General features: G+C 68.2%; 22 protein-coding genes and 1 pseudogene. 11 read left to right on the top strand and 12 right to left on the bottom strand.

Features of this window, described 5'->3' with window-relative positions:
* Nucleotides 1-504: 504 nt before the first annotated feature.
* Together ACQCVD_RS02735 and ACQCVD_RS02730 are read left to right on the top strand one after the other, a co-directional pair.
* The gene (locus ACQCVD_RS02735) at nucleotides 505-3297 is read left to right on the top strand and encodes an ATP-dependent Clp protease ATP-binding subunit (protein WP_426822164.1); all 2793 of its coding nucleotides are present in this window, start codon (nucleotides 505-507) and stop codon (nucleotides 3295-3297) included.
* 216 nt (nucleotides 3298-3513) lie between these two features.
* Complete coding sequence (locus tag ACQCVD_RS02730) at nucleotides 3514-3684, top strand: DUF4236 domain-containing protein (RefSeq protein WP_426822163.1); 171 nt, start codon at nucleotides 3514-3516, stop codon at nucleotides 3682-3684.
* Nucleotides 3685-3718: 34 nt separating this feature from the next.
* On the opposite strand, the gene ACQCVD_RS02725 is transcribed toward ACQCVD_RS02730, so the two are convergent.
* Nucleotides 3719-4600: an A/G-specific adenine glycosylase gene (locus ACQCVD_RS02725; RefSeq protein WP_426822162.1), complete on the bottom strand. Its 882-nt coding sequence runs from the start codon at nucleotides 4598-4600 to the stop codon at nucleotides 3719-3721.
* 67 nt (nucleotides 4601-4667) lie between these two features.
* Here ACQCVD_RS02725 and ACQCVD_RS02720 point away from each other — a divergent pair, with 67 nt between their 5' ends.
* Together ACQCVD_RS02720 and ACQCVD_RS02715 are read left to right on the top strand one after the other, a co-directional pair.
* Nucleotides 4668-5291, top strand: coding sequence for a carbonic anhydrase (locus tag ACQCVD_RS02720; protein ID WP_426822161.1), 624 nt, complete (start codon nucleotides 4668-4670; stop codon nucleotides 5289-5291).
* A gap of 153 nt (nucleotides 5292-5444) precedes the next feature.
* A complete protein-coding gene (locus tag ACQCVD_RS02715; protein WP_426822160.1) occupies nucleotides 5445-6194 on the top strand; it encodes a hypothetical protein in 750 nt (249 codons plus the stop codon).
* Nucleotides 6195-6239: 45 nt separating this feature from the next.
* Here the strand turns inward: ACQCVD_RS02715 and disA are convergent, their stop codons facing one another.
* From disA to ACQCVD_RS02700, 3 genes are all read right to left on the bottom strand, one after another.
* Nucleotides 6240-7304, bottom strand: a complete 1065-nt coding sequence (gene disA, locus ACQCVD_RS02710) for a DNA integrity scanning diadenylate cyclase DisA (protein WP_426822159.1) — start codon at nucleotides 7302-7304, stop codon at nucleotides 6240-6242.
* A 6-nt stretch (nucleotides 7305-7310) separates the two neighbouring features.
* Nucleotides 7311-8717 carry a DNA repair protein RadA gene (gene radA / locus ACQCVD_RS02705; RefSeq protein WP_426822158.1) on the bottom strand — a complete coding sequence of 469 codons (1407 nt, stop codon included), beginning with the start codon at nucleotides 8715-8717 and terminating at the stop codon, nucleotides 7311-7313.
* A 130-nt stretch (nucleotides 8718-8847) separates the two neighbouring features.
* A complete protein-coding gene (locus ACQCVD_RS02700) occupies nucleotides 8848-9453 on the bottom strand; it encodes a hypothetical protein (RefSeq protein ID WP_426822386.1) in 606 nt (201 codons plus the stop codon).
* A gap of 344 nt (nucleotides 9454-9797) precedes the next feature.
* Between ACQCVD_RS02700 and ACQCVD_RS02695 the strand changes: the two genes are divergently transcribed.
* The 3 genes from ACQCVD_RS02695 to ispF are packed head-to-tail and all read left to right on the top strand — an operon-like array spanning nucleotide 9798 to nucleotide 11643.
* Nucleotides 9798-10388 (top strand): CarD family transcriptional regulator, encoded by a 591-nt coding sequence (locus tag ACQCVD_RS02695; RefSeq protein WP_426822157.1) that lies wholly within the window; start codon nucleotides 9798-9800, stop codon nucleotides 10386-10388.
* A gap of 18 nt (nucleotides 10389-10406) precedes the next feature.
* Entirely contained in the window at nucleotides 10407-11165 is a 759-nt protein-coding gene (ispD, locus tag ACQCVD_RS02690) for a 2-C-methyl-D-erythritol 4-phosphate cytidylyltransferase (protein ID WP_426822156.1), read from the top strand.
* Nucleotides 11158-11643, top strand: coding sequence for a 2-C-methyl-D-erythritol 2,4-cyclodiphosphate synthase (ispF, locus tag ACQCVD_RS02685; protein WP_426822155.1), 486 nt, complete (start codon nucleotides 11158-11160; stop codon nucleotides 11641-11643). Before ispD ends, ispF begins: the two co-directional genes overlap by 8 nt.
* A gap of 31 nt (nucleotides 11644-11674) precedes the next feature.
* On the opposite strand, the gene ACQCVD_RS02680 is transcribed toward ispF, so the two are convergent.
* Complete coding sequence (locus tag ACQCVD_RS02680; protein ID WP_426822154.1) at nucleotides 11675-12337, bottom strand: DUF1707 SHOCT-like domain-containing protein; 663 nt, start codon at nucleotides 12335-12337, stop codon at nucleotides 11675-11677.
* Between the two features lie 165 nt (nucleotides 12338-12502).
* On the opposite strand from ACQCVD_RS02680, the gene ACQCVD_RS02675 reads away from it, so the two are divergent.
* From ACQCVD_RS02675 to rlmB, 3 genes are all read left to right on the top strand, one after another.
* Nucleotides 12503-13357, top strand: coding sequence for a sulfurtransferase (locus ACQCVD_RS02675; protein WP_426822153.1), 855 nt, complete (start codon nucleotides 12503-12505; stop codon nucleotides 13355-13357).
* 76 nt (nucleotides 13358-13433) lie between these two features.
* On the top strand, nucleotides 13434-14813 hold the full coding sequence (gene cysS / locus ACQCVD_RS02670; RefSeq protein ID WP_426822152.1) for a cysteine--tRNA ligase: 1380 nt from the start codon (nucleotides 13434-13436) through the stop codon (nucleotides 14811-14813).
* A gap of 12 nt (nucleotides 14814-14825) precedes the next feature.
* Entirely contained in the window at nucleotides 14826-15776 is a 951-nt protein-coding gene (rlmB, locus tag ACQCVD_RS02665) for a 23S rRNA (guanosine(2251)-2'-O)-methyltransferase RlmB (RefSeq protein WP_426822151.1), read from the top strand.
* A gap of 75 nt (nucleotides 15777-15851) precedes the next feature.
* On the opposite strand, the gene ACQCVD_RS02660 is transcribed toward rlmB, so the two are convergent.
* Genes ACQCVD_RS02660 through ACQCVD_RS02635 form a run of 6 tightly spaced genes read right to left on the bottom strand, consistent with a single transcriptional unit; the run spans nucleotide 15852 to nucleotide 21162 of the window.
* Nucleotides 15852-17012 carry an SLC13 family permease gene (locus ACQCVD_RS02660; RefSeq protein ID WP_426822150.1) on the bottom strand — a complete coding sequence of 387 codons (1161 nt, stop codon included), beginning with the start codon at nucleotides 17010-17012 and terminating at the stop codon, nucleotides 15852-15854.
* Between the two features lie 5 nt (nucleotides 17013-17017).
* A complete protein-coding gene (locus ACQCVD_RS02655; protein ID WP_426822149.1) occupies nucleotides 17018-17422 on the bottom strand; it encodes a RidA family protein in 405 nt (134 codons plus the stop codon).
* 10 nt (nucleotides 17423-17432) lie between these two features.
* Nucleotides 17433-18278, bottom strand: coding sequence for an alpha/beta hydrolase family esterase (locus ACQCVD_RS02650; protein WP_426822148.1), 846 nt, complete (start codon nucleotides 18276-18278; stop codon nucleotides 17433-17435).
* A gap of 21 nt (nucleotides 18279-18299) precedes the next feature.
* Nucleotides 18300-19373, bottom strand: a complete 1074-nt coding sequence (locus ACQCVD_RS02645) for a metal ABC transporter permease (RefSeq protein WP_426822147.1) — start codon at nucleotides 19371-19373, stop codon at nucleotides 18300-18302.
* Nucleotides 19373-20074 carry a metal ABC transporter ATP-binding protein gene (locus tag ACQCVD_RS02640; RefSeq protein ID WP_426822385.1) on the bottom strand — a complete coding sequence of 234 codons (702 nt, stop codon included), beginning with the start codon at nucleotides 20072-20074 and terminating at the stop codon, nucleotides 19373-19375. The genes ACQCVD_RS02645 and ACQCVD_RS02640 overlap by 1 nt, the downstream gene beginning before the upstream one ends.
* A gap of 47 nt (nucleotides 20075-20121) precedes the next feature.
* Nucleotides 20122-21162, bottom strand: a complete 1041-nt coding sequence (locus ACQCVD_RS02635; protein ID WP_426822146.1) for a metal ABC transporter solute-binding protein, Zn/Mn family — start codon at nucleotides 21160-21162, stop codon at nucleotides 20122-20124.
* A 139-nt stretch (nucleotides 21163-21301) separates the two neighbouring features.
* Between ACQCVD_RS02635 and ACQCVD_RS02630 the strand changes: the two genes are divergently transcribed.
* Nucleotides 21302-22423, top strand: coding sequence for a LacI family DNA-binding transcriptional regulator (locus tag ACQCVD_RS02630; protein WP_426822145.1), 1122 nt, complete (start codon nucleotides 21302-21304; stop codon nucleotides 22421-22423).
* Between the two features lie 637 nt (nucleotides 22424-23060).
* On the opposite strand, the pseudogene otsB reads toward ACQCVD_RS02630, so the two are convergent.
* Nucleotides 23061-23795, bottom strand: a pseudogene (gene otsB, locus ACQCVD_RS02625) (trehalose-phosphatase); the annotation flags it as partial.
* Between the last annotated feature and the right edge of the window lie 25 nt (nucleotides 23796-23820).

Below are 23820 nucleotides of genomic sequence, written 5' to 3'. Positions count from 1 at the left end.
CTGGGCCTAATATATAAGGAAGAGAGCCCCTAAACTTTGGGGCGTGCGTTGAGGGGCGGGAAGGTAGTTTCTGTGCCTGTTCCCGAGTGTTGCCTGGTGGGTCTCATCAGATCTGTGGTGATGGCCCACCAATTGACGGGGCTGGGAGAGGGGCGAAGGGGCCTGCTTCGGCTCAAGGCACTGCGTGCCGTAGGGGGCGCCTGAACCCGGGGCGGGAGCTGCATGCGCGAAGGCCCACTGCAATTGCAGGTCCGATCGTCGCCCGGAGGGTGGCCCACCGGTACCGGGATGACGACATTTCCCGAGGTGACTGAAGGTGCAATTTCTCCGTAATTGACCGGTGTTCGCTACCGGCGTACACCTCGAAAAGTTGCCTTTTACCTGGACTCTTATTGGAAATTTCAGTGCTTTCCGGGCTGTCGGGAATCAAGGGTGCAAGGAATTGTCGACCCCGGGCGTTAAGGTAGGTGACACTGAATATGCCGTGAAGGTTAGGGGTAAAAGATGTTCGAGAGATTCACCGACCGCGCACGACGCGTCATCGTCCTCGCCCAGGAAGAGGCGCGGATGCTTAACCACAACTACATCGGCACCGAACACATCCTCCTGGGCCTGATCCATGAGGGTGAGGGCGTTGCCGCTAAGGCGCTGGAATCCATGGGGATCTCCCTGGACGCCGTGCGCCAGGAGGTGGAGGAGATTATCGGTCAGGGGTCCCAGCCCCACACCGGCCACATCCCCTTTACCCCGCGTGCCAAGAAGGTCCTGGAGCTTTCCCTGCGTGAGGGACTGCAGATGGGCCACAAATACATCGGCACCGAATTCCTGCTGCTCGGCCTGATCCGCGAGGGCGAGGGCGTGGCTGCGCAGGTGCTGGTCAAGCTGGGCGCTGATCTGCCGCGGGTCCGCCAGCAGGTTATCCAGCTGCTCTCCGGTTACGAGGGAGGCCAGAACGACGACTCGAGCGGCCAGCAGGGCTCCGGTCCCGTGGGGGCGGGTTCCTCCCCGGGAGGTACCGGAGGGGGTCGTGGTGGACAGTCCGGCGACCGCTCCAACTCACTGGTGCTGGACCAGTTCGGTCAGAACCTCACCCAGGCCGCCAAGGACGGCAAGCTTGATCCGGTGGTCGGCCGTGCCAAGGAGATCGAGCGCATCATGCAGGTGCTCTCGCGCCGTACCAAGAACAACCCGGTGCTCATCGGTGAGCCCGGCGTCGGTAAGACCGCCGTGGTCGAGGGCCTCGCCCTGGACATCGTCAACGGTAAGGTGCCGGAGACCCTGAAGGACAAGCAGGTCTACTCCCTCGACCTGGGTTCCCTGGTCGCCGGTTCCCGTTACCGCGGTGACTTCGAGGAGCGACTGAAGAAGGTCCTCAAGGAGATCAACCAGCGCGGTGATATCATCCTGTTCATCGACGAGATCCACACCCTGGTGGGTGCAGGTGCCGCGGAGGGTGCGATCGACGCCGCCAGCCTGCTCAAGCCGAAGCTGGCCCGTGGTGAGCTGCAGACCATCGGTGCCACCACGCTCGACGAGTACCGCAAGCACATCGAGAAGGACGCCGCCCTCGAGCGTCGTTTCCAGCCGGTCCAGGTGCCGGAGCCTTCGGTGGAGGAATCCATCGAGATCCTCAAGGGCCTGCGTGACCGCTACGAGGCACACCACCGTGTCTCGATCACCGACGGCGCGTTGGCTGCCGCAGCCAACCTGGCGGACCGTTACATCAACGACCGTTTCCTGCCGGACAAGGCCGTGGACCTCCTCGATGAGGCCGGAGCCCGCATGCGCATCAAGCGCATGACCGCCCCGGACGGGCTGCGCGAGGTCGACGAGCGTATCGCCGACGTCCGCCGCGAGAAGGAAGCGGCGATTGACGCCCAGGACTTCGAGAAGGCCGCCGGCCTGCGCGACAAGGAGCGCAAGCTCGGCGAGGAGCGCTCGGAGAAGGAGAAGCAGTGGCGCTCCGGTGACCTTGAGGACATCGCCGAGGTCGGCGAGGAGCAGATCGCTGAGGTGCTCGGCGCCTGGACCGGCATCCCGACCTTCAAGCTGACCGAGGAAGAGTCCTCCCGCCTGCTGCGCATGGAAGAAGAGCTCCACAAGCGCATCATCGGTCAGGACGAGGCCGTCAAGGCCGTCTCCCGGGCGATCCGTCGTACCCGCGCCGGCCTGAAGGACCCGAAGCGTCCCTCCGGTTCCTTCATCTTCGCCGGCCCGTCCGGCGTCGGTAAGACCGAGCTGTCGAAGGCACTGGCACAGTTCCTGTTCGGCGAGGACGATGCCCTGATCCAGATCGACATGGGTGAGTTCCACGATCGCTTCACCGCGTCGCGGCTCTTCGGTGCTCCTCCCGGATACGTCGGCTACGAGGAGGGCGGCCAGCTGACCGAGAAGGTCCGCCGCAAGCCCTTCTCCGTGGTCCTCTTCGACGAGATCGAGAAGGCGCACAAGGAGATCTACAACACCCTCCTGCAGGTGCTGGAAGAAGGTCGTCTCACCGATGGCCAGGGACGGGTGGTCGACTTCAAGAACACCGTCCTGATCTTCACCTCGAACCTGGGTACCTCGGACATCTCCAAGGCCGTCGGCCTCGGCTTCTCCGGCTCCAACGAGACCGATTCCGATGCGCAGTACGAGCGGATGAAGAACAAGGTCAACGATGAGCTGAAGAAGCACTTCCGTCCGGAGTTCCTCAACCGTATCGACGAGATCGTGGTCTTCCACCAGCTCACCCAGGATCAGATCGTCGAGATGGTGGAGCTGCTGATCAGCCGCGTCCAGAACGCGCTGGCTCAGAAGGACATGGAAATCGAGCTGACCGACAAGGCGAAGAACCTGCTGGCACAGCGCGGCTTCGACCCGGTGCTCGGTGCCCGTCCGCTGCGCCGCACCATCCAGCGCGAGATCGAGGACCAGCTGTCGGAGAAGATGCTCTACGGCGAGCTGGGGGCCGGCGAGATCGTCTCCGTCGACGTCGAGGGCTGGGACGGCGAGTCCAAGGAGACGGACAGCGCGAAGTTCACCTTCTCCCCGCGTCCGAAGCCGCTGCCGGACGGCGAGTTCTCCGAGATGTCCGTCGAAGCAGCGGAGGCAGTCAAGGAGGTCGACTCCGCCTCCGACGATGACGTGCCGGAAACCGACCGCGTCACCGACGAGGATCTGGACCGCATCATTGATGAGGGCCGGCGGGTCAGCTCCAACAACGAGCCGCACTACGGCAACTACGGCACGGAAGGCCCCGGCGGTGACAACGACACCGACGGTCCCACCCCGGGCGGTCAGCCGCAGAAGGAGTAGTCCTTCAAGCAGTCGCTGATCAACTGACAGGGCGGTCGCTGGAATCACCAGCGGCCGCCCTGCCGTCATGTCTGCCCCGGACGGTGCACAGCCACAGCCCCGGAAGCTGGAGCAGCAGCCCGGTGAGCCGGTCCGGCGGCGGGTACCGGTAGGATCAGGCACCATTGTCAGGTACTGATACCCACTCGTCCCGTCACCACCTGAGGAGACCGCCGCATGAGCATCTTTTTCCGGAAGCGCAAGAAGATCGGCAAGAACAGCTGGCTGAATTTCTCCGGCTCGGGTGCCTCCGGCTCGACGAAGATCGGCCCGGTCACGCTCAACAGCCGGGGTGGATTCTGGGTGAACCTGCCCGGCGGACTGAACTACCGCGGCCGCTGGAAGTAGCAGCTGGGGAAGTAGCAGCCCGGGAAGGTCCCAGCTAGCGGGGCAGGTGAAAAAGCCCCGCCTCGTCCTGTTCCGCCAGGCCGTCCTCCAGCAGGGAATACAGGGCCCGCGAACGCTGCGGGGCGTCGGGCCACACCACGTCGATGGCGGACTGGGGCACCGGGTGCTCCGCCTTGCGTAGGACGTCCATGATGAGGCCCCGCACCTGCCGGTCGGTGCCGGCGAACTTCTGCACCCGCCGTTTCGCCGCCGCCTTTTCCTCCTCGCTCGGTGCCGGGCAACCGGCCTGCTGCCAGGCGCACAGGTCACGCACCGGGCAGACCTCGCACGTCGGACGGGTCGCGGTGCACACCAGCGCACCCAGCTCCATCATGGCCACCGAGAACTTCGGACCGGAGCCGTCCTGCGGCAACAGGTCCGCCACCAGTCCCAGCTCCTTCTTCGAGGCGTTGCCCGGCAGGAAACGGGCGTCGATCAGCCGGTGATAGACCCGACGCACATTGGTGTCCACCACCGGGACATTCTGGCCGAAGTGGAAGCAGGCCACCGCCCGGGCCGTGTAGTCGCCGATACCGGGCAGGGCCAGCAGCTCTGGGACGTCGGAAGGCACGCGCCCGCCGTGCTGCGCCACGATCACCTGGGCGCATTCGTGCAGCCGCAGTGCCCGGCGCGGGTAGCCGAGCTTGCCCCAGGCCCGCAGCACCTCGTCCCGGGAGGCCACGGCGAAGTCAGCCGGGGTGGGCCACCGGCTGATCCACTCCCGCCAGATCGGTTCCACCCGGGCCACCGGGGTCTGTTGGCTCATCACCTCGCTGAGGAGCACACCCCACGCAGAGGTGCCCGGTTCCCGCCACGCGAGCTCACGGGCGTTGGCATCGTACCAGGAGGTCAGACGGCGCTGCAGAGTACTGTTCATGTCTGATTCAGTCTAATTTGGTGGGCCAATCAACCATGCGACCGGGTGCGGTGGAAGAATAACTGCTATGCCGATGCGAGATGTGGAAAGAACGCCCCAGGCAGTGTGGAACGCACTCCAGGAGGGTAACCAGCGATTCGTCAACTACCAGACGATGCACCCCAACCAGGACTCCTCCCGTCGCTATGAGCTGCGGACGGGACAATCCCCCCGCGCTCTGGTGCTGTCCTGCTCGGACTCCCGGGTTCCGGTGGAGATGATCTTCGACGTCGGTCTGGGCGATCTCTTCGTGGTCCGCACGGCCGGGGAGATCCTGGACCTGGCGGTGCTCAGCTCCCTGGAGTTCGCCATTGAGACCCTGCAGGTGCCGCTGGTGGTCGTGATGGGGCATGAATCCTGTGGTGCGGTCAAGGCCACCGCGGAGGCGCTCGCCGGCGGGGAAATCCCCGGTGGTCTGCAGCGGGTGATGGTGGAGAAGGTCAGCCCGTCCATCCTGGTCGCCAAGTCCAAGGGCAAGACCGACATCGCGGATTTCGAGCGTGAGCATGTCGTGGAGACGGTGGACCAGGTCATCGACCGTTCCCCGGTCATGCAGGCCCGAATGGCCTCCGGCGACGTGGGCATCGTCGGACTGCGCTACCGGCTCTCCGACACCTGCACTGAGACGGTGACCACCCGGCGCGTCGAGTAGTCCGACCGGGGTTCCATCAGCTCCCGGGGGCGCAACGCGCCGGAGCTGATGCCCCCTGAATCGGCGTCACCGAGCCACGGGCGGGGAAAGTCGACGGAAGACACGCCCCCGTTGTGGCACCGCCGCCGCGTCTTCTGAATAAACTCGGGAAGTGTGGGAACGCCGAACAATAATCGACTGCCAGAAGAGATCTACGTCCGCCGCCGGATCGCGGCCCTCGTGGTCATCATCGTGGTGGTCGTCTTGCTGATTTGGGGGCTGGTGGCCCTGGCGGGCGGCAATGGGGAGGACGAAACCGAACCCGATACCCAGAGCACGCAGGCCGCGGACACCCAGACCTCGACGGAGGAGACCGAATCCGCTGCGGAAGAAAGCACGTCGGCCACGGAGACGACCGAGACCACCGAGGCGAAGGAGTCCACCGAGGCGAAGGAGTCCACCGAGACCACCACTGCCACCGAGTCTGCGGATCCCACGGAGTCCACCACCTCCAGCACTGAGGGGGCGAAGCAGAGCTGTGCTTTGTCGGATCTGCAGGTCCGGGTGGACAGTGACCGTCCCAACTACGGCTCCTCCGCGGAACCGACCTTCTACCTGACGGTGGAAAACCCCACGGCCGTGGACTGCGAGGTCGACCTGAGCGAGAACGTCATGCGCTTCGAGGTCTACGACCTGGCCACCAACCAGCGGGTCTGGTCGGATGTGGACTGCAACGCGCCGGTCGGGGACGGGGACGAGACCTTCGAGGCCGGCAGCGAACGAAACTTCCAGGCCGTGTGGTCGCGCACTACCTCCAGCCCGGACACCTGCAGCAACCGACAGTCGGTTCCCGCCGGAGCCTACTTCGTGCACGGCGTAATCGGCGGTAATGCCTCCAACTCCCACACCTTCAACCTGGGCTAACGGCTTCCGTCGGCCGGGCCCCCGTCCGCCCCACTCGGAGCCTTCTCAGCTGCGCAACCGGGCGAGTCCCTCGTGGATGTGGCGGGCCCATAACGCGCCGACGTTATCGACGTCCGCCAGTTCCTCCTCGCCGGCGGCCAGGAGTTCGCGGACTCCGCCGAGTGCGGAGATGATCTTGTCCATGAGAAAGACCTGCACCCGCGGCACCCGGGCGAGGACGCGGTAGCCACGCGGCTGGATCCCCTGCGTCAGGGACTCCTCCGTGGTTGGCAGCCGCAGGATCTGGGACAGGTTGGTACTCTTCAGCAGTTCCGCCTCGCTGAGCGCGGCGATCTGGGCGAACACCGCGGACACGTCCTCGTCGGAGGGCAGCCCGGGGGCGACCAGGTAGTCCCGGATCAGCAGATCCAGTTCCCGGTCGGAGTCACCCCGCAGTTCCGCCAGCTGGATGGACAGCTGTTTGCCGTCCACCCCCAGTTCCAGCACGTCCCGGTCGATGCTGCGGCTGACCTCGAGCAGCATAATCTCACGCTGCAGGACCGTGACCACGTCCGCCACCGTGGCGTAGTTGTGGAGTTCGGCGTCGAAGAGCCGGTCATTGACCTGGTCCAGCCGTTCGCGATAACGCTCCAGGGTGGCGATCGCCTGGTTGGCCCGGTTGAGGATCTCCGCAGGTTCCTGCAGCACGTGCCGCTGGCTGTCCACGTAGACGGTGATGATGTTCATCGACTGACTGACCGCGATCACCGGATGCCCCGTCATCAGGGCGGTCCGCTCCGCCGAACGGTGCCGGGTGCCCGACTCATCGGTGTGGTAGCCGGCGTCCGGCATCAGCTGCACGTTCGCCCGGTGGATCCGGCTGCCGTCCGAGGACAGGATCACCGCGCCGTCCATCTTGGACAGCTCCCGCAGTTTGGTGGGCAGCATGGGGACGTCAAATTCGAAACCGCCGTCACAGATGGCCGCCACCAGCTCGTCATCACCGATGACGATGAGCGCGCCCGTGCGTCCCCGGACGATGCGGTCCAGGCCGTCCCGCAGTGGGGTGCCGGGCGCCAGCAGTTTCAGGGTCTCGGGCAGGGTGATACGCGGTGGCGTGTTCTCGGTCATGAGCTATCAGCTTAGTTCCTCGACCACCGCCAGGGCCTCGTCCACCGTGTGCACCTGATGAATGTGCAACTTACCCACCTGCAGCCTCTCCCCGGCAGGCACGATTGCCCGGTGGTAGCCCAGCCGGGCGGCCTCCTGGAGCCGGCGTTCCAGGTTGGGCACCCGCCGGATCTCCCCGGACAACCCGATTTCACCGATCACGATGGTTTTGTCCGGCAGGGGCTTGGTCCGGAACGTGCTGGCGGTGGCCAGCGCCACGGCCAGGTCCGTGGCGGGCTCGTTGATGCGCACCCCGCCGACGGTGGCCACGTAGACCTCATGGCGCTGGGTCTTGATGCGGGTGCGTTTGGTCAGTACCGCCAGGACCATCGGCACGCGGTTGCCGTCCAGCCCGGTGACCACGCGCCGTGGTGTCTTGGCCTCGGTCTCCACCACCAGGGACTGCACCTCTGCGAGGATGGGGCGCACGCCGTCCATGGCCACGGTCACGGCGGAACCGTCCGGGGTGCGGCCGTGCTGCGAGAGGAAGAGCCCGGAAGGATCGGGCACCTCCCGGATGCCGTCCGACTGCTGCTCGAAGCAGCCGACCTCATCGGTCGCGCCGAAACGGTTCTTGATCCCGCGCAACATGCGGAGACTGGAGTGCCGGTCACCCTCGAAGTTGAGCACCACATCCACCAGGTGCTCCAGCACCCGCGGACCGGCGACGTTGCCGTCCTTGGTCACGTGCCCGACCAGCAGGATGGGGATGCCGGTGGTCTTGGCCAGGGTGGTCAGAGCGGCGGTGACGGCCCGGGACTGGGCCACGCCGCCGGCCACGCCCTCCACGCCGGCGGCCTGCATGGTCTGCACCGAGTCCACGATGAGCAGGGAGGGCTTGAGCTGCTCGACGTGGCCGAAGACCACGTCCAGGTTGGACTCGGCCGCCAGGTAGAGGGTGTCCCGCAGTGCCCCGGTGCGTTCGGCGCGGACGCGCACCTGCCCGGCGGACTCCTCGGCGGTGACATAGAGCGCCGTTCGGTTCCTGCCGTCCTCCTGCTGCGCGGCCCAGCGGTTGGCCACCTCCAGCAGCAGGGTGGATTTACCCACGCCCGGTTCTCCCGCCATCAGCACCACTGAGCCGGGGACGATGCCGCGGCCCAGCACGCGGTCCAGTTCCCCGATGCCGGTAGTTTTGGAGCTGGAGGCGGCAGCGTCGATCCGAGTGATGGGCACCGCCGGTGAGGTGGGAGTCAGACCCTTGTGGGTGGCGGTGGCCCCGGCGCCGATGCCGGGGGCCGGGCCACCGGTGGGGACCGCAGCGGATTCCACCATGGAGCCCCAGGCCCCGCAGTCGGGGCAGCGGCCCAGCCACTTCGGGCTGGAGTAACCGCATTCGGTACAGGTGTGGATGCTGCGTGCCTTTTTCGCCATGGCCTAGATCGTAGCCAGTGGGGTGGACATGACCGCTGAGCAGGGGCTTCAACACCGGCATGCGGCAGGCGAAAGCCCGGGCGGGAACAACCCGCCCGGGCTCGTGAGCGCTGGAGGAACAGCCGGGGTACTAGTGGCCCTCGCCGAGCGACGGCTCGTTGTCGCTCTCGGAGTCGGTGAGGTCCCCACGGTGCAGCTCGCCGGCCTCCTGGTGGTATTCGGAGACGGTGGCGATGACCTCTACGGTGCCGTTGTCGAAGGTGAACGTGACCGGCAGGTTGCCGCCGAAGGCGTAGTCCTCGTTCTCCAGGGAGGAGGTGCCGTAGGTGATGCAACCTTCGTCGAACTGCGGGATGGTGTCCAGTCCCGACTGGGAATCGACGACCAGTGAGCAGTTGGTCTGCAGGGTGGCCGGCAGGGCGTCGGACTGGAGCTCCTGGCCGTCCACCTCGACGCTTTCCAGGGTGTGGTCGGTCATCGACGCGTCCTGGTTGACGGCGGTGAACTTCAGGGCGGCGTCGCCCTGTTCATCCATGACGACATAAACGTCGCGGACTGCGACTGCGCCGTCCTCAGAGTCGGCTGAGGCACCGTCGACCGCTGAAACCTTCGAAGAGGTCTGGGTGATCTGGCCTGACGAGCAGGATGCCAGCGCCAGGGCAGAAAGTGCAGCGAGCGAGGCAATGCCGCCGCGGCGGGCGGCCGACTTCAGGGACATCACGGATTCGTCCTCCATCAGTAAGGTAAACACAGGTGTTATCGGCTTAGCTTAGTATCTTTAAGGCGCAATTACACAGTTCACTGCTGAACGTGGGGGGGAAGTCTCATCCGGCGCGGCCGGATTTCTGGTGGGAATTCCGGAAACTCCGCTGTCAGGGGCAGCGGCCGGGATGGACGAGCACAGTCGGGCTGTCAGGGGCAGCGTGCGACGGCGGGGCGGGTGACCGCGTCGCGTCGGCACCCCGGACGGGGCGGGGGTTGTGCCGGGCTCCGCTGGCGCGGTCGCCTGAAACGGCTGGTGGCGGACATGGTAGAATCTGAAAGTTAGCGTGACATTCGAGGGTGACCCAAGGAGTGGGAATGGAATTCAAGGTCGGGGACACGGTCGTCTATCCGCATCACGGCGCCGCAGTCATTGAGGGCATCGAGCAGCGGCAGATGGGCGAGGAGCAGCTGGAGTTCCTGGTGCTCCAGATCCTGCAGTCCGATCTTGTGGTCCGCGTGCCGTCGAAGAACGCCGAGCTGGTCGGCGTCCGAGACGTCGTCGGTGAAGAGGGCCTGCAGAAGGTCTTCGGTGTGCTGCGCGAGGAGGACGTGGAGGAGGCCGGCAACTGGTCCCGCCGTTACAAGGCGAACCAGGAGCGGCTGGCCTCCGGCGACGTGAACAAGGTCTCCGAGGTCGTGCGGGACCTGTGGCGGCGCGATCAGGACCGCGGTCTGTCCGCCGGCGAGAAGCGCATGCTGGGCAAGGCCCGCCAGATCCTGGTGGGCGAGCTGGCCCTGGCGGAGACGGTGGATGACAAGAAGGCGGATGACTTCCTGGGCCAGGTGGACGCGACCATCGAGCGCCACCGCGCCGGCACCTCGGATGATCCGGACAAGAAGATCGAACCGGATGACTCGGACATCGACCTCGATGACCTGAGCTTCGACGACGAAGACGAAGTCTAAACCTCCGCGGTAACGTCCATGGCTTCCCTGCCTTCCGATTCCCGGCGGGTCATCGCACTGGTGGCCGCCGCCGGCCGCGGTACCCGCCTGGGGGCCGAGTTGCCGAAGGCCTTCGTCGAACTGCGCGGCCGTAGTCTGCTGGAACGCTCCGTCCAGGCGATGATCACCGCCGAGGTGGTCGACGAGATCATCGTGCTGGTCAGCGCCGACATGGCCGACTTTGCCGAGAAACTGCTCCGCAGCCGGGGGCTGCTGGACAACGGCGAGGTGCCGGTCCGTTTCGTGCACGGCGGGGGAGAGCGCGTCGATTCCGTGTGGGCGGGCCTGCAGGCCATCGGGTACGACGACGCCGTGGTGCTCATCCACGATTCCGCCCGCGCCCTGACCCCGCCCGGCATGATCGCCCGGGTCGCCGGCGCCGTCCTCGGCGGCGCGGCGGCCGTGATCCCGGTGCTACCGGTGACCGACACGATCAAACGGGTGGCGGAGGGCCGGGTCGTCGCCACCCCGGCCCGGGCCGACCTGCGCGCGGTGCAGACCCCGCAGGGCTTCGATCTGGCGGTACTGCGCCGCGCCAACCAGGCCTACTTCAGCGCCGAGGAGCCCGGGTTCACAGCCACCGACGACGCCAGCCTCATGGAGTGGGCCGGGGCGGAGGTCACCTGCGTGCAGGGTGACCCGATGGCCTTCAAGGTGACCACCCCGATTGACCTGATGCTGGCCACGACCATCACCGACGAGGCCGAACCGACCATTTTCGAGGTACCCAGTGACTGACCTGATCATCCCCCGCGTCGGCATCGCCACCGACGCCCACCAGATCGAGGCGGGCAAGCCCTGCTGGCTCGCCGGCCTGCTCTTCGAGGACGTCGATGGCTGCGAGGGACACTCCGACGGCGACGTGGTCGCCCATGTCCTGGTCGACGCCCTGCTCTCCGCCGCGGGGCTCGGCGACCTCGGCTCGTTCGTCGGGGTGGGCAGGAAGGAGTATGACGGCGTCTCCGGGGCGCAGCTCTTGCGGGAGTGCCGGGCGAAGCTGGCGGACGAGGGCTTCGTGATCGGTAACGCCGCCGCCCAGCTGATCGGACAGACCCCGAAGTTCGCACCCCGCCGGCAGGAGGCCGAGCAGGTGCTGGGCGAGCTTGTCGGGGCACCGGTCTCCGTCTCCGCGACGACCACCGACCACATGGGGTTCACCGGCCGCGGGGAAGGCCGCGCCGCCGTGGGCACCGCGGTCGTGTGGCAGCGGAACTGAAACCACCGTCACCGGAACACCTCCCGCCCCGCTACTCCGGGGAGCCGCGGGGCACCCGGCGCACCGTGATCGCCCCCAGCAGCCCCAGACCCCGCACCCGGATCACCGGGGCGTCGGCGGGCAGATCCTGCTGGTTCACCGAGACCTGACCGTCCCTGGTCACCTCGAAGGCACCCAGCACCCCGATCCCGTCCCCGTGCACGATCACGTCCTCCGGCACCAGTAGCTCCACGGCACCGAGCACCCCGAAGGCCCAGACAGTGGTCTCGTGGGAGGACAGCCGCGCCCGGCGCAGATCGAGTGTCGTGGCACCGAGCAGGGCCAGGGAGGCGTGGGTGCGGGCGCTGAGCCACTGCCCGCGCTTCTGGGAGACCCCGAGCAGGGAGAAACTGAAGGACTGGCCGCCCGGCTCCCCGGTGACCTGCTGGCGCGCGGTGTCCGCGCCTGCCCGTGGCACCGGAACATCCGCCGGAGCCTGCGGTGGGCCGGACAGAACGCCCGCGGGATCCGGCATCAGATCCTGGAGCGGAGTGAGCAGCTCCGCCCGGTGGGTGGTCGCCCAGACCCGAGCGGTCCGTTCGTCCAGTTCCGCGTAATCGAGCTGGCCGCGGGAAAACGCCTCGCTCAGCGCCGCGACCACCCGGCGACGGTCATCATCACTGGCCCGGATCCCGGGCTCGACATCCTCGCTCATGACCTGCAGTTTACGTGGTGACAGGGAAGCCGCGTCGGGTATTCGCGCGGATCCCGGCACTCCCGGAGTGCACGGTACTGCACGTTCCTCCACAATGGGTGGTGTGATCTCCCGGGGCAGCCACCGGGAAACAACTGAAAGCTGATGGAAAGTACGTGATCGACAATGCCGAATAACCTCATCTCCCCGCAGGAACTGCAGGACCAGCTGAACTCGGACACCCCGCCCAAGATCCTGGACATCCGCTGGCGACTGGATAAGCCGGAGGGGCGGGAGGACTACGAGGCCGGTCACATCCCGGGCGCGGTCTACGTCAGCCTGGACGAAGAACTGTCCGACACCGCCAAACAGGGCCTGGGCAGACATCCCTTACCCAGTCCGGAAACGGTCGACGAACTCCTGCAACGGCTCGGCGTGGGCAACTCCGACGAGGTCGTGGTCTACGACGACTGGAACCGTTCCGGCTCGGCGCGCGCCTGGTGGGTGCTCACCGCCTCCGGCATGGAGGACGTCCGCATCCTGGACGGCGGCTACTCCGCCTGGGTCGCCGCCGGCGGCGAGGTCGAGACCACCACCCCGGAGGACTCCCTCCTGGACCGCCCCGTCGATGTCCCGGATCTCTACCTGTCCGCCCTGCGCCCGGTGCTCGACGCCAACCAGGCCGCCAACATCGCCCGCGCCGGCGTGCTGCTCGACGCCCGTGACCCCGCCCGCTACGCGGGGGAGGACAACCCCGAGGGGGAAAAGCCCGGCCACATCCCGGGTGCGGCCAGCCTGGCCGGGGTGAGTCTGCTGGATGACGACGGGTTCTTCCGGCCCGCCGAACAGCTGTCGGAGATCTTCGACCGGGCCGGTGCCACCCCGGACACCCGGGCCGGCGCCTACTGCGGTTCCGGTGTCACCGCCTGCGTGGTCATCGCCGCGGCCTATTCCATCGACCGGGACATCGCCCTGTTCCCCGGCTCCTGGTCACAGTGGTCGGCCGACCCGGCGGCCCCGGTCGAGACCGGTCGCGGCTGAGCGGCCGGGACGTCGTGCAGCGCCCCGGGGTGCGGGGCGGTGAAGTTTGTCCGGGGCCTGATCTACACTGGTGGCTGTGACTTTACGCATCTTTGACACCGGCACCAGATCGCTCCGTGAGTTCGTCCCCGTCCGTCCGGGACACGCCTCGGTGTATCTGTGTGGTGCGACCGTGCAGTCGGCCCCGCACATCGGCCATGTCCGTTCCGGCGTCGCCTTCGAGATCCTGCGCAACTGGCTGGAGGCCAAGGGGTTGGACGTGGCCTTCGTGCGCAATGTCACGGACATCGATGACAAGATCCTCACCAAGTCCGCGGAGCATGACCGTCCCTGGTGGGAGTGGGCCGCCACGCATGAGCGCGCCTTCACCTGGGCCTATGATCAGCTGGGCGTGCGCCCGCCGAGCGTGGAGCCCCGGGCCACCGGCCACGTCACCGAGATGGTCCAGTACATCCAGCGCATCATCGACAACGGCCACGGCTACGCAGCCGACGGCAACGTCTACTGCCAACCGGGGACCCTCGAGGACTACGGGCAGCTCTCCGGCCAGAAGCTCGACGAGCTGGACCAGGGCGAGTCCGCGGGCACCGGCAAGAAGGATCCGCGGGACTTCACGATGTGGAAGGCCGCCAAGTCGGGCGAGCCGAGCTGGCCCACCCCGTGGGGCGACGGCCGGCCCGGCTGGCACATCGAGTGCTCCGCCATGGCCACCAAGTACCTGGGGGCCAATTTCGACATCCACTGCGGTGGCATGGACCTGAAGTTCCCGCACCACGAGAATGAGCGGGCACAGGCGCATGCCGCGGGTGACGAGTTCGCCAACTACTGGATGCACAACGGCTGGGTGACCATGTCCGGGGAGAAGATGTCGAAGTCCCTGGGCAATGTGCTCAGCGTTCCGAGACTCCTGGAAATCGTCCGCCCGGTGGAGCTGCGCTACTATTTGGGTTCGGCTCACTACCGTTCCATGCTGGAGTACTCCGAGGAGGCCCTCAAGGAAGCCGCCGCCGGTTACCGCCGCATCGAGGATTTCCTCGACCGCGTCGGGGACGTCGAGGCGGGGGAGTGGACCACCGCCTTCGAGGAGGCGATGGACGAGGACCTGGGCGTACCCAAGGCACTGGCCGAGATCCACAATGCGGTGCGCGCCGGAAACTCGGCTCTCAGCTCCGGTGACGCGGCCAAGGCACGTCACCTGGCTGGCCAGGTGCGGGCCATGACCGGCATCCTGGGGGTGGACCCGCAGTCCGCGACCTGGGCGGAGCGTGGTGGCGCCGGCGACGACGCCGCTCTCACAGCGCTCGATGTCCTGGTCCAGGCTGAACTCGAAAGACGTACCACCGCCCGGGCCGAGAAGGACTGGGCCACCGCAGACGAGGTCCGTGACCGGCTCAAGGCCGCGGGCATCATCGTCACCGACACCGCCGACGGCCCCCAGTGGTCGCTGCAGAACTAGAGGAAATGACACATGGCAGGAAATGACCGGCGTCGCGGCGCTGTCCGCACGTCCAACAAGAAGGGGGCCGTGAAGGGCTCCGGCGGGCAGGCCCGCCGCGGTCTGCGTGGCAAGGGACCGACCCCGAAGGCGGAGGACCGCCCGTACCACGCCGCCCACAAACGCAAGCGGACACAGGAGCGCAAGGCCAGCGGCCGGCACGACCGCCGTGACGACACCAACGAGCTGGTCGTGGGCCGCAACCCGGTGATCGAGTGCCTGCAGGCACGGGTGCCGGCCGTGACGCTGTACCTGGCCGAGGGCACCGGCAAGGATGAGCGGCTGTCCCAGGCCCTCGGCATGGCCAGCTCGCGCAGCCTCCCCATCGTGGAGGTTCCGCGCGTCGAACTGGATCGGATGACCGGCAACGGCATGCACCAGGGCATCGGCCTGCTCATACCGCCCTTCGAGTACACCGACGTCCACACCCTGATCTCCGATGTCAAGGGCAGCGGCGAACCGGGCATGGTCGTGATCCTCGACAACATCACCGATCCCCGCAACCTGGGTGCCGTGATCCGCTCGGTGGCCGGCTTCGGCGGCCACGGCGTGGTCATCCCGGAGCGTCGTTCCGCCTCGGTCACCGCGGTGGCCTGGCGCACCTCCGCCGGCACCGCCGCCCGGCTGCCCGTGGCCAAGGCCACCAACCTGACCCGCACCGTCAAGGAGTTCCAGGAGAACGGCTACCAGGTCATCGGCCTGGACGGTGGCGGCGACGTCAGCCTGGACACCTACCGGGGTGGCACCGAGCCGGTGGCCATCGTCCTGGGCTCCGAGGGCAAGGGAATTTCCCGCCTGGTCAAGGAGAACTGCGACTACCTCATGTCCATCCCGACCACGGACTGGGTGGAGTCGCTCAACGCCTCCGTCGCGGCCTCCGTGGTGCTCTCCGAGTTCGCGCGCCAGCGCCGCGCGCAGGGCTGACCCTGCCCGTCTGACGACGCCCCGGGGAGCCATGCCGCACGGCTCCCCGGGGCGTCGGCGGTTCCGGACGCGGCGTCAGCTCGTCAGCCACAGCGCCACCGTCGGCACCGCCACCGCGACCGGGGCCAGCACCAGACCGGGGAGCACAAAAGCGGACCACCGGGCGTGGATCCCGTTCCGCCGGAGCTGATCCCACCACAGCAGGGCGGCCAGCGACGCCCAGGGCGTGATCAGCGGCCCGGCGTTCGTGCCGATCAGCAACGCCAGCATGCCCACGGGGCCGTCCACGGCGGTCTCCAGCGCGAGGAAGGCGGGGATGTTGTTGATGACATTCGACAGCCCCGCCCCCGCGAAGGCGATGCCCAGCAGCCCGGGCAGGGACTGCTCCCAGCCGCTGAAGGCACCGGTGAGAAAACTGGTCACCCCGCCGGTGTGGAGGGCGGCCGCCACGGCGGAGACGCTGACCGCCAACAGGATCGACGACCACGGCACCAGTCCCAGGCCGATGTGCCGCGGGGCGCGCAGCGCACATGCGGTGAGCATGACCGCCGCGCCCACCCCGGCGGTGAGCCAGTAGGGGACGGGGCTGGCCAGCAGGGGGAGCATCACGCCCAGCACCACCAGCGAGAGCCGCAGCAGTGGTCCCGGCACCGGACGGTCGAGAGCCACTCCCTCCTGTGCCGCGCCACCCTGACCGGAGCGGAAACGCAGCCCGGCGGCCAGCAGCACCACCGCGGTCGCCGTCACCGCGGGGACCGCGGAGTGGGACAGGAAGTCCAGAATGCCGGCAAAGTGCGGGGACGCCACCGCCAGGAGGTTGGTCAGGTTGGACACCGGCAGCAGCAGGGAACCGATATTGGCCACCCACACCACCGTCAGCCCCAGGCCGACGGCGGGCAGTCCGTCTCGCTTGGCCAGCGCCACCGCCACCGGGGTCAACAGGATCGCGGTGGTGTCCAGGGAGAGAAAGGTCGTGGCCACCAGGCTGAGCACCGCCACGGTCAGCCACGTGCGCCAGGGATGCCCGGTCCGCGGGCCGACAGCCGCGATCACCGCCCGGAAGGCCCCCACCGGCGCGGCGAGGTTGACCACCACGGAGATCAGCGCGACGAACGCCATGACCGGGGCCAGTCGCAGCGCCAGGTCCGCGGCGTCGCCGGGGGCCGCCACCAGCAGATAGCCGAAGGCGGCGACCGCGGCCAGCAGGAGCGCCGCCTGGAACGGGGACAGGCGCACGGCGGTCAGCCCAGGTGGGCCACGGCGGCGATCTCCAGCAGGAACTGCGGGCGGGCCAGCGCGGCCACGCCCAGCACGGTGTGGGTGGGCAGGACGTCGCCGGTGAAGTACTTCGCGCGTCCGGCGTTGACCACGGGGGCGTCGGCGACGTCGACCAGGTAGGTGGTGGTGGACACGATGTCCGCCAGGGTGCCGCCGGCCTCCTCCACCACGGCCTTGAGGTTCTGGAACACCTGCTCGGTCTGGGCAGCGATGTCTCCCTCGCCGACGATCTCCGCGTCAGCGTTGAAGGCGACCAGGCCGGAGATGTGCAGGGTGTCCCCCGCACGGACCCCGTAGGAGTAGACGGTCTTCTCGGCCGGCCCCTTCGGCAGGGCGGCGGGCATGATGGACTGGATCTTCTTCGACATGGCGCCGAGGTTAGCCGAGGCCGAGGAACTCGGCGATGACCTCTGCCGCCACCACCCCTGTGGTGGTGGCACCCAGGCCGGCGGGCAGCTCCTTCGGGGCCGGGACCACATGGCCCACCCCCGCCAGGGTCCACAGCTGCACCGGCTGACGGTGCGGCGCGGACCAGGTGGCCACCTCCACACCGGGGGCGTACACCCGCGTCTCCGGGGCGGAGTGGATCCCGTTGCGGCGGGCGAAGTACTCCGCGGAGTCCGGTGCGGACCGGACCTTGCCGCGCACTCCCGTGGTCGGGGTGCCGGCGACGCCGCCGCGGTAGGGGACAATCGGATCGCCGGTGCCGTGCATGAGCAGCACGGGCCGCGGGAACACCTCCGCGCGGCGCGAACGGTCGATGAGGTTGTCGTCGACCGGGACGGGCGCGGCGATGGTGGCGGCGCCGGCGAGCAGCTCCGGGGCGTCGTGCAGCAGACGGATGACCATCTGGCCGCCATTGGAGTAGCCGACGGCGTGGACGCGCCCGCGGTCCGCGCGGTAGTCGGTGACCAGCTGGTCGATCAGGCGACGGGTGAAGCCGACGTCGTCGATGCCCAGCGTGCGGGCGGTCTCCGGCATCTCCGCGCGGGAGTCGTTGAAGTGGCGCTGCACGCCCTCCGGGTACACTACGATCACCCCCTGGTTCTCAGCCAGGGCGTCAAAGGTGCCGGCGGTGAAGCGCCGGGACACCGCCGCGGACTGCTTCGAGCCGTGGAAGTACAGCAGTACGGGCGCGCCTGCCGGATCGGCGGGGGAGACGACGGTGTAACTGCGCTCGCGTCCCTGATAACGCAGGGTCTTTTTGGCCACGGAAGAACTCACGGAGCGTGAGTCTAATCGGTGTCAGTAGCGCTCCGGGGGCCGCACCGGTTCTTCCGCCTGATGGTGGTGTTCAGCGGGGTTCTCCTGGTCCCCGGCCTCCGTGCGCTGCCGTTTCCCGGCTGGCTCCGCGGCGAGTTCCGCCGCCGGGCCGCTGACCGGCGCCGCAGTCCCACCCGGCGCGGCAGTCCCGCCCGGGGACAGTGCACCGCCCGGGGACAGCGCACCGCGGGCCCCGCGGCGCCGCACCGCATCCTCATCACGGGTGGCCCGCCGGCCGCTGGCCCAGCCGATCATCCGGCAGACCAGGTAGATGATGAAACTGATGGTGGTCACGAACACCGAGACCGGCAGCCCCGGGGCCAGGGAGATGATCACACCGCCCACGGCGGCGACCTCCGCGAAGACCACGGACCACAGGACCGCCTTGAGCGGTGAGGAGGTGATCTGCACCGCCGCAGCTCCCGGGGTGATCAGCAGCGCCATCACCAGCAGCGCGCCGACGATCTGGACGGACTGGGCGGCGGTCAGCCCCACCAGCACCGCGAAGCCGAGGGAGATCCAGCGCACCGGTACCCCGCTGGCCTGCGCCATCACCGGATCCGCGCTGGCGAAGAGCATCGGCCGCCAGTACAGGACCACCACCGCGATCACGATCACCGCGACGATGGCCAGCAGCCAGGTCGAGGCCGAGGACACCGCCACGATCTGGCCCGTCAGCAGGGAGAAGGCGGTGGAGGAGTTGCCCGGGTAGAGGTGGATGAACAGCACCGACAGGCCCAGTCCGAAGCTCATGACCACGCCGATGGAGCTGTCCTGCTGCTGCCGCAGCCCCAGCACGGCGAGCACGATGGCCGCGACAATGGCGCCGACCACCGCGCCGAAGCCGATGTTCAGACCGAAGAGCAGGGCGGCGGCCCCGCCCATCAGCGCCAGTTCGGAGGTGGCGTGCACGGAGAAGGACATCTGCCGCAGTACGATCAGCGGGGTCATCACCCCGGAGAGCACGCCCAGGATGGCGGCGGCGAGCAGCGACTGCTGCACGAAATCCACACTCAGCAGGTACTGGGTGTCGGTGAGGAAGGTGGCGAAATCCATCAGATCACAATCATTCTGCCGTCGACCTCGACGACGTCGACACGGGTGTCATAGAGCTCGGACAGGGTCTCGGAACGCATGACCTCGGACACGGGGCCCAGCACGTGGCCATTGGGTGCCAGGTAGAGCACGCGGTCCACGACGGACATCACCGGATTGATGCCGTGGGTGACAAACAGGACGGCGGTGCCGTGCTCGCGGCGGCGCTGATCCAGCATCGCCACCGCCGCCTGCTGGCGGGCCAGGTCGAGACTGAGCAACGGCTCATCGGCCAGGAGCAGCTGCGGATCATTGGCCAGCGCCTGCGCCTGCCGGATCAACTGCTGCTGGCCGCCGGACAACCGACCCACGCGGCGCTCTGCTAGACCGGTGGCCCCGACCTGCTCCAGGAGCTCATCGACCTCCCGGCGTTTCGGGGAACGACGCCGGACGGCGCCGTGCGCCAGCGAGAGGCTGACCAGGTCGCGGGCCCGCAGCGGCAGGTCCTGGGGGAACATCCGCTGCTGCGGGATGAATCCGACGCGGGCCGGAACGTCGACGGATCCCTCGGTCAGCTGCCGGGTGCCCAGGATGGTGCCCAGCAGGGTGGACTTGCCGACGCCGTTGGGGCCGAGCACCGCGATGAACTCGCCGGCCTCGACCTGAAGGTCCAGGCCCGACCAGAGGGGATCCACCGCGGCGTCGTGGAAGGTAACCAGCATTCTGTCAATCATAGAATTTCATGGTGATTCTCGCCTGCGAGTGTTCCCTAACCCGCCTGCTCGACGCTGGTTTCCGCACCGGCTGCTGCGGCGTCGCCGGCGGATCCGGTGTCGGTTTCGTTGGCGGCGGCCTCCAGGCGGTCGACGGCGCCGTGGAAGAAGTCCAGGTAGTTCTCGCCCTGCTGCGGGGTCTCGAAGATCTCCACGACCGGGATCCCGGCGTCCGTCGCGGCGGTGCGGATCCGGTCGGTCAGGTCCGTGCTGGTCTGCGGGTTGTAGACCAGCAGATCCAGGTCCCCGGCTTCGATCAGCTCGAGGAACTGCGCGAGATCCGCGGCGGTGGGCTCGGAATGGCTGAGGGAGGAGGCGCGGTAGCCCTCCGGGGTCACCTCGGAGATGTCGGAGTGGGACAGGATGTAGTCCGCGATCGGCTCGGTCTGCGCCACCCGGACCGCGGGAAGGTCGTGGATCCGCTCGTGGAGACCGGCGAGATCCTCGGTGAAGGCCGCGGTGTCCGCGGTGGCCTCCGGGTCCAGCTCGGCCACCCGGTCCGCGATGTCCTCGGCCACCTGGGTGACCGCCGAGGTGTCGTACCAGATGTGCTCGTTGGACTCGAGGCCGCTCAGTCCCTCGGCACCGTGGTCGTGCTCCCCCTCTTCGCTGTGGTCGTGGTCATGGCTGTGGCCCTCCTCGCCGTGATCGTGGGCGCCCTCCTCGTCGTGGGAGTGGTCGTGGGCGGTCAGCGGCAGGGCGTGGATGATCTTGGACTCGTCCTGGCTGTCGTAGAGCCAGGCGTCATAACCGCCGCCGCCCACCACGATGATGTCGGCCTCGGCGGCGCGGGCCATGTCCGCGGCGGCGGGTTCGAAGCTGTGCGGGTCAGCGTCATTGCCCTCCACGACGGCTTGCACCTCGACCCGTTCGCTGTCCACCACGGCTTCCGCCACGTCGGCCCAGATCGCGGTGGAGGCGACGATGGAGATCGTGTCGTCGCCATCGGTGTCCTCCCCGGCGGTGCCGGTGCCGCACGCGGTGGTGAGCAGAAGGGACCCCGTGGCTAGCAGGGCGAGAACGGGCTTTCGGGTCATGGATGTCATGTGACCAGAAAACCCTTATTGAAAAGAATTGTCAACTGGGAACGTATTGAAAATGTCCGAACCGCCCGGCACAACTGTGCCCACCGTGGCCTTCCGGCTGGTCATCCCGGGCGACTGCTAGGTTTGGGACATGGTCAAACGTCGACAACATCGGGGCACGCTCGCGTCAGTAGCCGCGGAACTCGGCGTTTCCCGGACCACGGTGTCCAATGCCTATAACCGTCCCGAACAGCTTTCCGCCGCGCTGCGGGAGAAGATCCTGGTCGCCGCGGACCGCATGGGGTATCCGGGGCCGAACCCGACCGCCCGCAGCCTACGCACGCGCCGGGTGGGCTCGCTCGGCGTACTGCTGACCGAACACCTCTCCTACGCCTTCGAGGACCTGGCCTCCGTGGATTTCCTGGCTGGCATGGCGGAGGCGTCGTCCGGCTCCGGCACCGCCCTCACCCTGATCCCGGCCGGTCCCGGCGCGAGCCCGGGCGACGAGGAGCGCGACGCCCTGCGGCAGGTCAACCAGACCCCGGTGGACGGCTTCGTGGTCTACTCCGTGGCGGAGGGCGATCCGCACCTGGCGGCCGTGCGGGGCCGGCGGCTGCCGGTGGTCATCTGTGACCAGCCCGCCGACATCACTGAGCTGCCCTTCGTGGGGATCGACGACTACGCCGCCATCCAGCCCGCCGCCCGCGCCCTGGTGGCGGTGGGCCACCGCCGCATCGGCATCCTCTCCATCCGCATGCACCGCGTGCGTGCGGATGGCCACGTCAGCCACGACAATATCCGCGACGCCTCCCTGCACGTCCAGCGCTCCCGCGTCCTGGGGGCGCTGGCGGTCTTCGGGGAAGCGGGCCTGGATCCCGATGGGATTCCGGTGGTCACCCGCCACATCAATGACCGCGTGAACAGCATCGAAGCCGCCCGGGAACTGCTCAGCCGGCACCCTGATCTCACCGCCGTACTGTGCACCACGGACTCCATGGCCTTCGGGGTGCTCGACTACGCCCGCGGCCGGGGCCTGAGCGTTCCCGCGGACCTGTCCGTCACCGGATTCGATGGCGTGCACGTCGCCCTCGCACAGGGGTTGTCCACCGTGGTCCAGCCGAACAAGGCCAAGGGGGCGGCCGCGGGACGCCTGCTGCTGGAACTGGTTGACGACCACATCAATGACCGGCCGGCAGCGGCTACCGCCCCACGCACGATCCTGCCCACGCACTTCCACGAGGGTGAGACGGTGGCCCCGCCGCCGGGAACCTGAGAGGGGAGTCCCCGGGCCGGTGCAGTGCGGGGCTTGGCCGGCACCGGCTACCGCCCCACGGAATTCAGAGCCCGAACCCCGGGTCCCGCCCGACGTAGGCCATCAGGCGCAGCCCCGCGGAAGCGCCGGACGGGGTCGGCCATGGAGCCCCGAACTGTCCGCCGTCGCGCAGCGCCTCGCCGAGTGACTCCAGTCCGCTGAGGTTGCGGCGGGCGTAGTCGGCGTCCAGCTCGATGTCGTGTCCCTGGGAGCGTGCCAGATCCCAGGTGTGCATGAACACGTCGGGCAGGAAGAAACCGTTGGTGGCTGCAGCCACCGTGCTGCCGCTGTCGGGGCCGTCGGCGAAGGTCGTCGCCGAGCGCTCCGGATCCGCCAGCAGCGAGTCCACGGCGGTGACCAGTTCCTGCCAGGCGGCGCCCGGCTCGCTCGCCGCGTCCTGCGTCAGCCCGAGGTCGATGCCGGCCAGCCGCAGGTTGCGTGGGTACCAGTCGCACAGGTGGGAGATGATGTCCCGGGCCACCCACTGCTCACAGGGCGTTTGCGCGTCCCAGTCCCGCACGCGCAGAACCTCCGCACTCATGCCGGTGGCGATGGCGCGGAACTTGGCGGGCAGCTCGCGGGGGAGGCCGACGTGGCGGGCGCGGGCGTCGGCCAGCCGGCCCAGCAGCGCGGCCACCCCGGCCCGGTCCGCCACCCGGTGCCCCGCGGCCGTCTCGCCGTTACCGACCTTGACGCCCAGGTCACCGTCGCGGAGGGCGCGGAAACCGTCCTCGTCGGTGGTGTCGTCGCCGAGGAACACCGTCGCACTGGCACCCCGGCGCTTCGTCTCCGCGGCGATCCAATCACCCTTGGTGACGGTGGAGACGGAGAACTCCACGATGTTCTTGCCCGGCTTCATGCTCGCCCCAGGATGCGAGATGGCCGCGGCGGCTGCCAGCACCCGCTCCGCGGACACGGGGTCGGTTTCCGCGAGTGGGGCCACGTGTGCCACGCGCTGCAGCGGCTTGACCTCCACATAAGCCGGTGGATACGCGGCCGTGAGGGCCCGCAGCTGCTTCTCGACGCCGGTCAGCGCCGCCTCCTGTTCCGCGGTCAGGGTCACGCCCTGTTCACTGGTTTCCGCACCGTGGGACCCGGCGGTGACCACCGGGGGAGCCAGCCGGCACACCTGCGCCAGGCCGGCGAGGTGGCGGCCGGACAGTACCGCGACGGTGGTGTCGGGCAGGCCCGACAGCCGGGTCAGTGCCGCCAGGGCCTCGGCATCCACCGGGACGTCATAGGGGTCGGGGCTCATGCCGGCCAGGGTGCCGTCGAAATCGGAGACCACCAGCAGATGGCGGGTGGTGGCTAGGTCGAGGAGGGAGACAGTCATGTCCCCCAACCTACCGGGGCGGACT

Origin of the sequence: Corynebacterium halotolerans (assembly GCF_050107895.1) — a bacterium.
GTDB classification, from domain to species: domain Bacteria; phylum Actinomycetota; class Actinomycetes; order Mycobacteriales; family Mycobacteriaceae; genus Corynebacterium; species Corynebacterium halotolerans_B.
The sequence above is the reverse complement of the archived record's forward strand: the minus strand, read 5'-3'. Positions and strand labels throughout refer to the sequence as shown.

Bases quoted from the DNA above. Each gene is read 5' to 3' on its own strand.
- ACQCVD_RS02695 (WP_426822157.1), top strand. From the start codon at position 9,798: ATGGAATTCAAGGTCGGGGACACGGTCGTCTATCCGCATCACGGCGCC.
- ACQCVD_RS02640 (WP_426822385.1), bottom strand. From the start codon at position 20,074: ATGCTGGTTACCTTCCACGACGCCGCGGTGGATCCCCTCTGGTCGGGC.
- radA (WP_426822158.1), bottom strand. From the start codon at position 8,717: ATGGCGAAAAAGGCACGCAGCATCCACACCTGTACCGAATGCGGTTAC.
- ACQCVD_RS02725 (WP_426822162.1), bottom strand. From the start codon at position 4,600: ATGAACAGTACTCTGCAGCGCCGTCTGACCTCCTGGTACGATGCCAAC.
- ACQCVD_RS02655 (WP_426822149.1), bottom strand. From the start codon at position 17,422: ATGTCGAAGAAGATCCAGTCCATCATGCCCGCCGCCCTGCCGAAGGGG.
- ACQCVD_RS02630 (WP_426822145.1), top strand. From the start codon at position 21,302: ATGGTCAAACGTCGACAACATCGGGGCACGCTCGCGTCAGTAGCCGCG.
- rlmB (WP_426822151.1), top strand. From the start codon at position 14,826: ATGGCAGGAAATGACCGGCGTCGCGGCGCTGTCCGCACGTCCAACAAG.
- disA (WP_426822159.1), bottom strand. From the start codon at position 7,304: ATGACCGAGAACACGCCACCGCGTATCACCCTGCCCGAGACCCTGAAA.
- ACQCVD_RS02730 (WP_426822163.1), top strand. From the start codon at position 3,514: ATGAGCATCTTTTTCCGGAAGCGCAAGAAGATCGGCAAGAACAGCTGG.
- ispD (WP_426822156.1), top strand. From the start codon at position 10,407: ATGGCTTCCCTGCCTTCCGATTCCCGGCGGGTCATCGCACTGGTGGCC.
- ACQCVD_RS02700 (WP_426822386.1), bottom strand. From the start codon at position 9,453: ATGGAGGACGAATCCGTGATGTCCCTGAAGTCGGCCGCCCGCCGCGGC.
- ACQCVD_RS02735 (WP_426822164.1), top strand. From the start codon at position 505: ATGTTCGAGAGATTCACCGACCGCGCACGACGCGTCATCGTCCTCGCC.
- ACQCVD_RS02720 (WP_426822161.1), top strand. From the start codon at position 4,668: ATGCCGATGCGAGATGTGGAAAGAACGCCCCAGGCAGTGTGGAACGCA.
- ACQCVD_RS02675 (WP_426822153.1), top strand. From the start codon at position 12,503: ATGCCGAATAACCTCATCTCCCCGCAGGAACTGCAGGACCAGCTGAAC.
- ACQCVD_RS02680 (WP_426822154.1), bottom strand. From the start codon at position 12,337: ATGAGCGAGGATGTCGAGCCCGGGATCCGGGCCAGTGATGATGACCGT.
- ACQCVD_RS02635 (WP_426822146.1), bottom strand. From the start codon at position 21,162: ATGACCCGAAAGCCCGTTCTCGCCCTGCTAGCCACGGGGTCCCTTCTG.
- ACQCVD_RS02645 (WP_426822147.1), bottom strand. From the start codon at position 19,373: ATGGATTTCGCCACCTTCCTCACCGACACCCAGTACCTGCTGAGTGTG.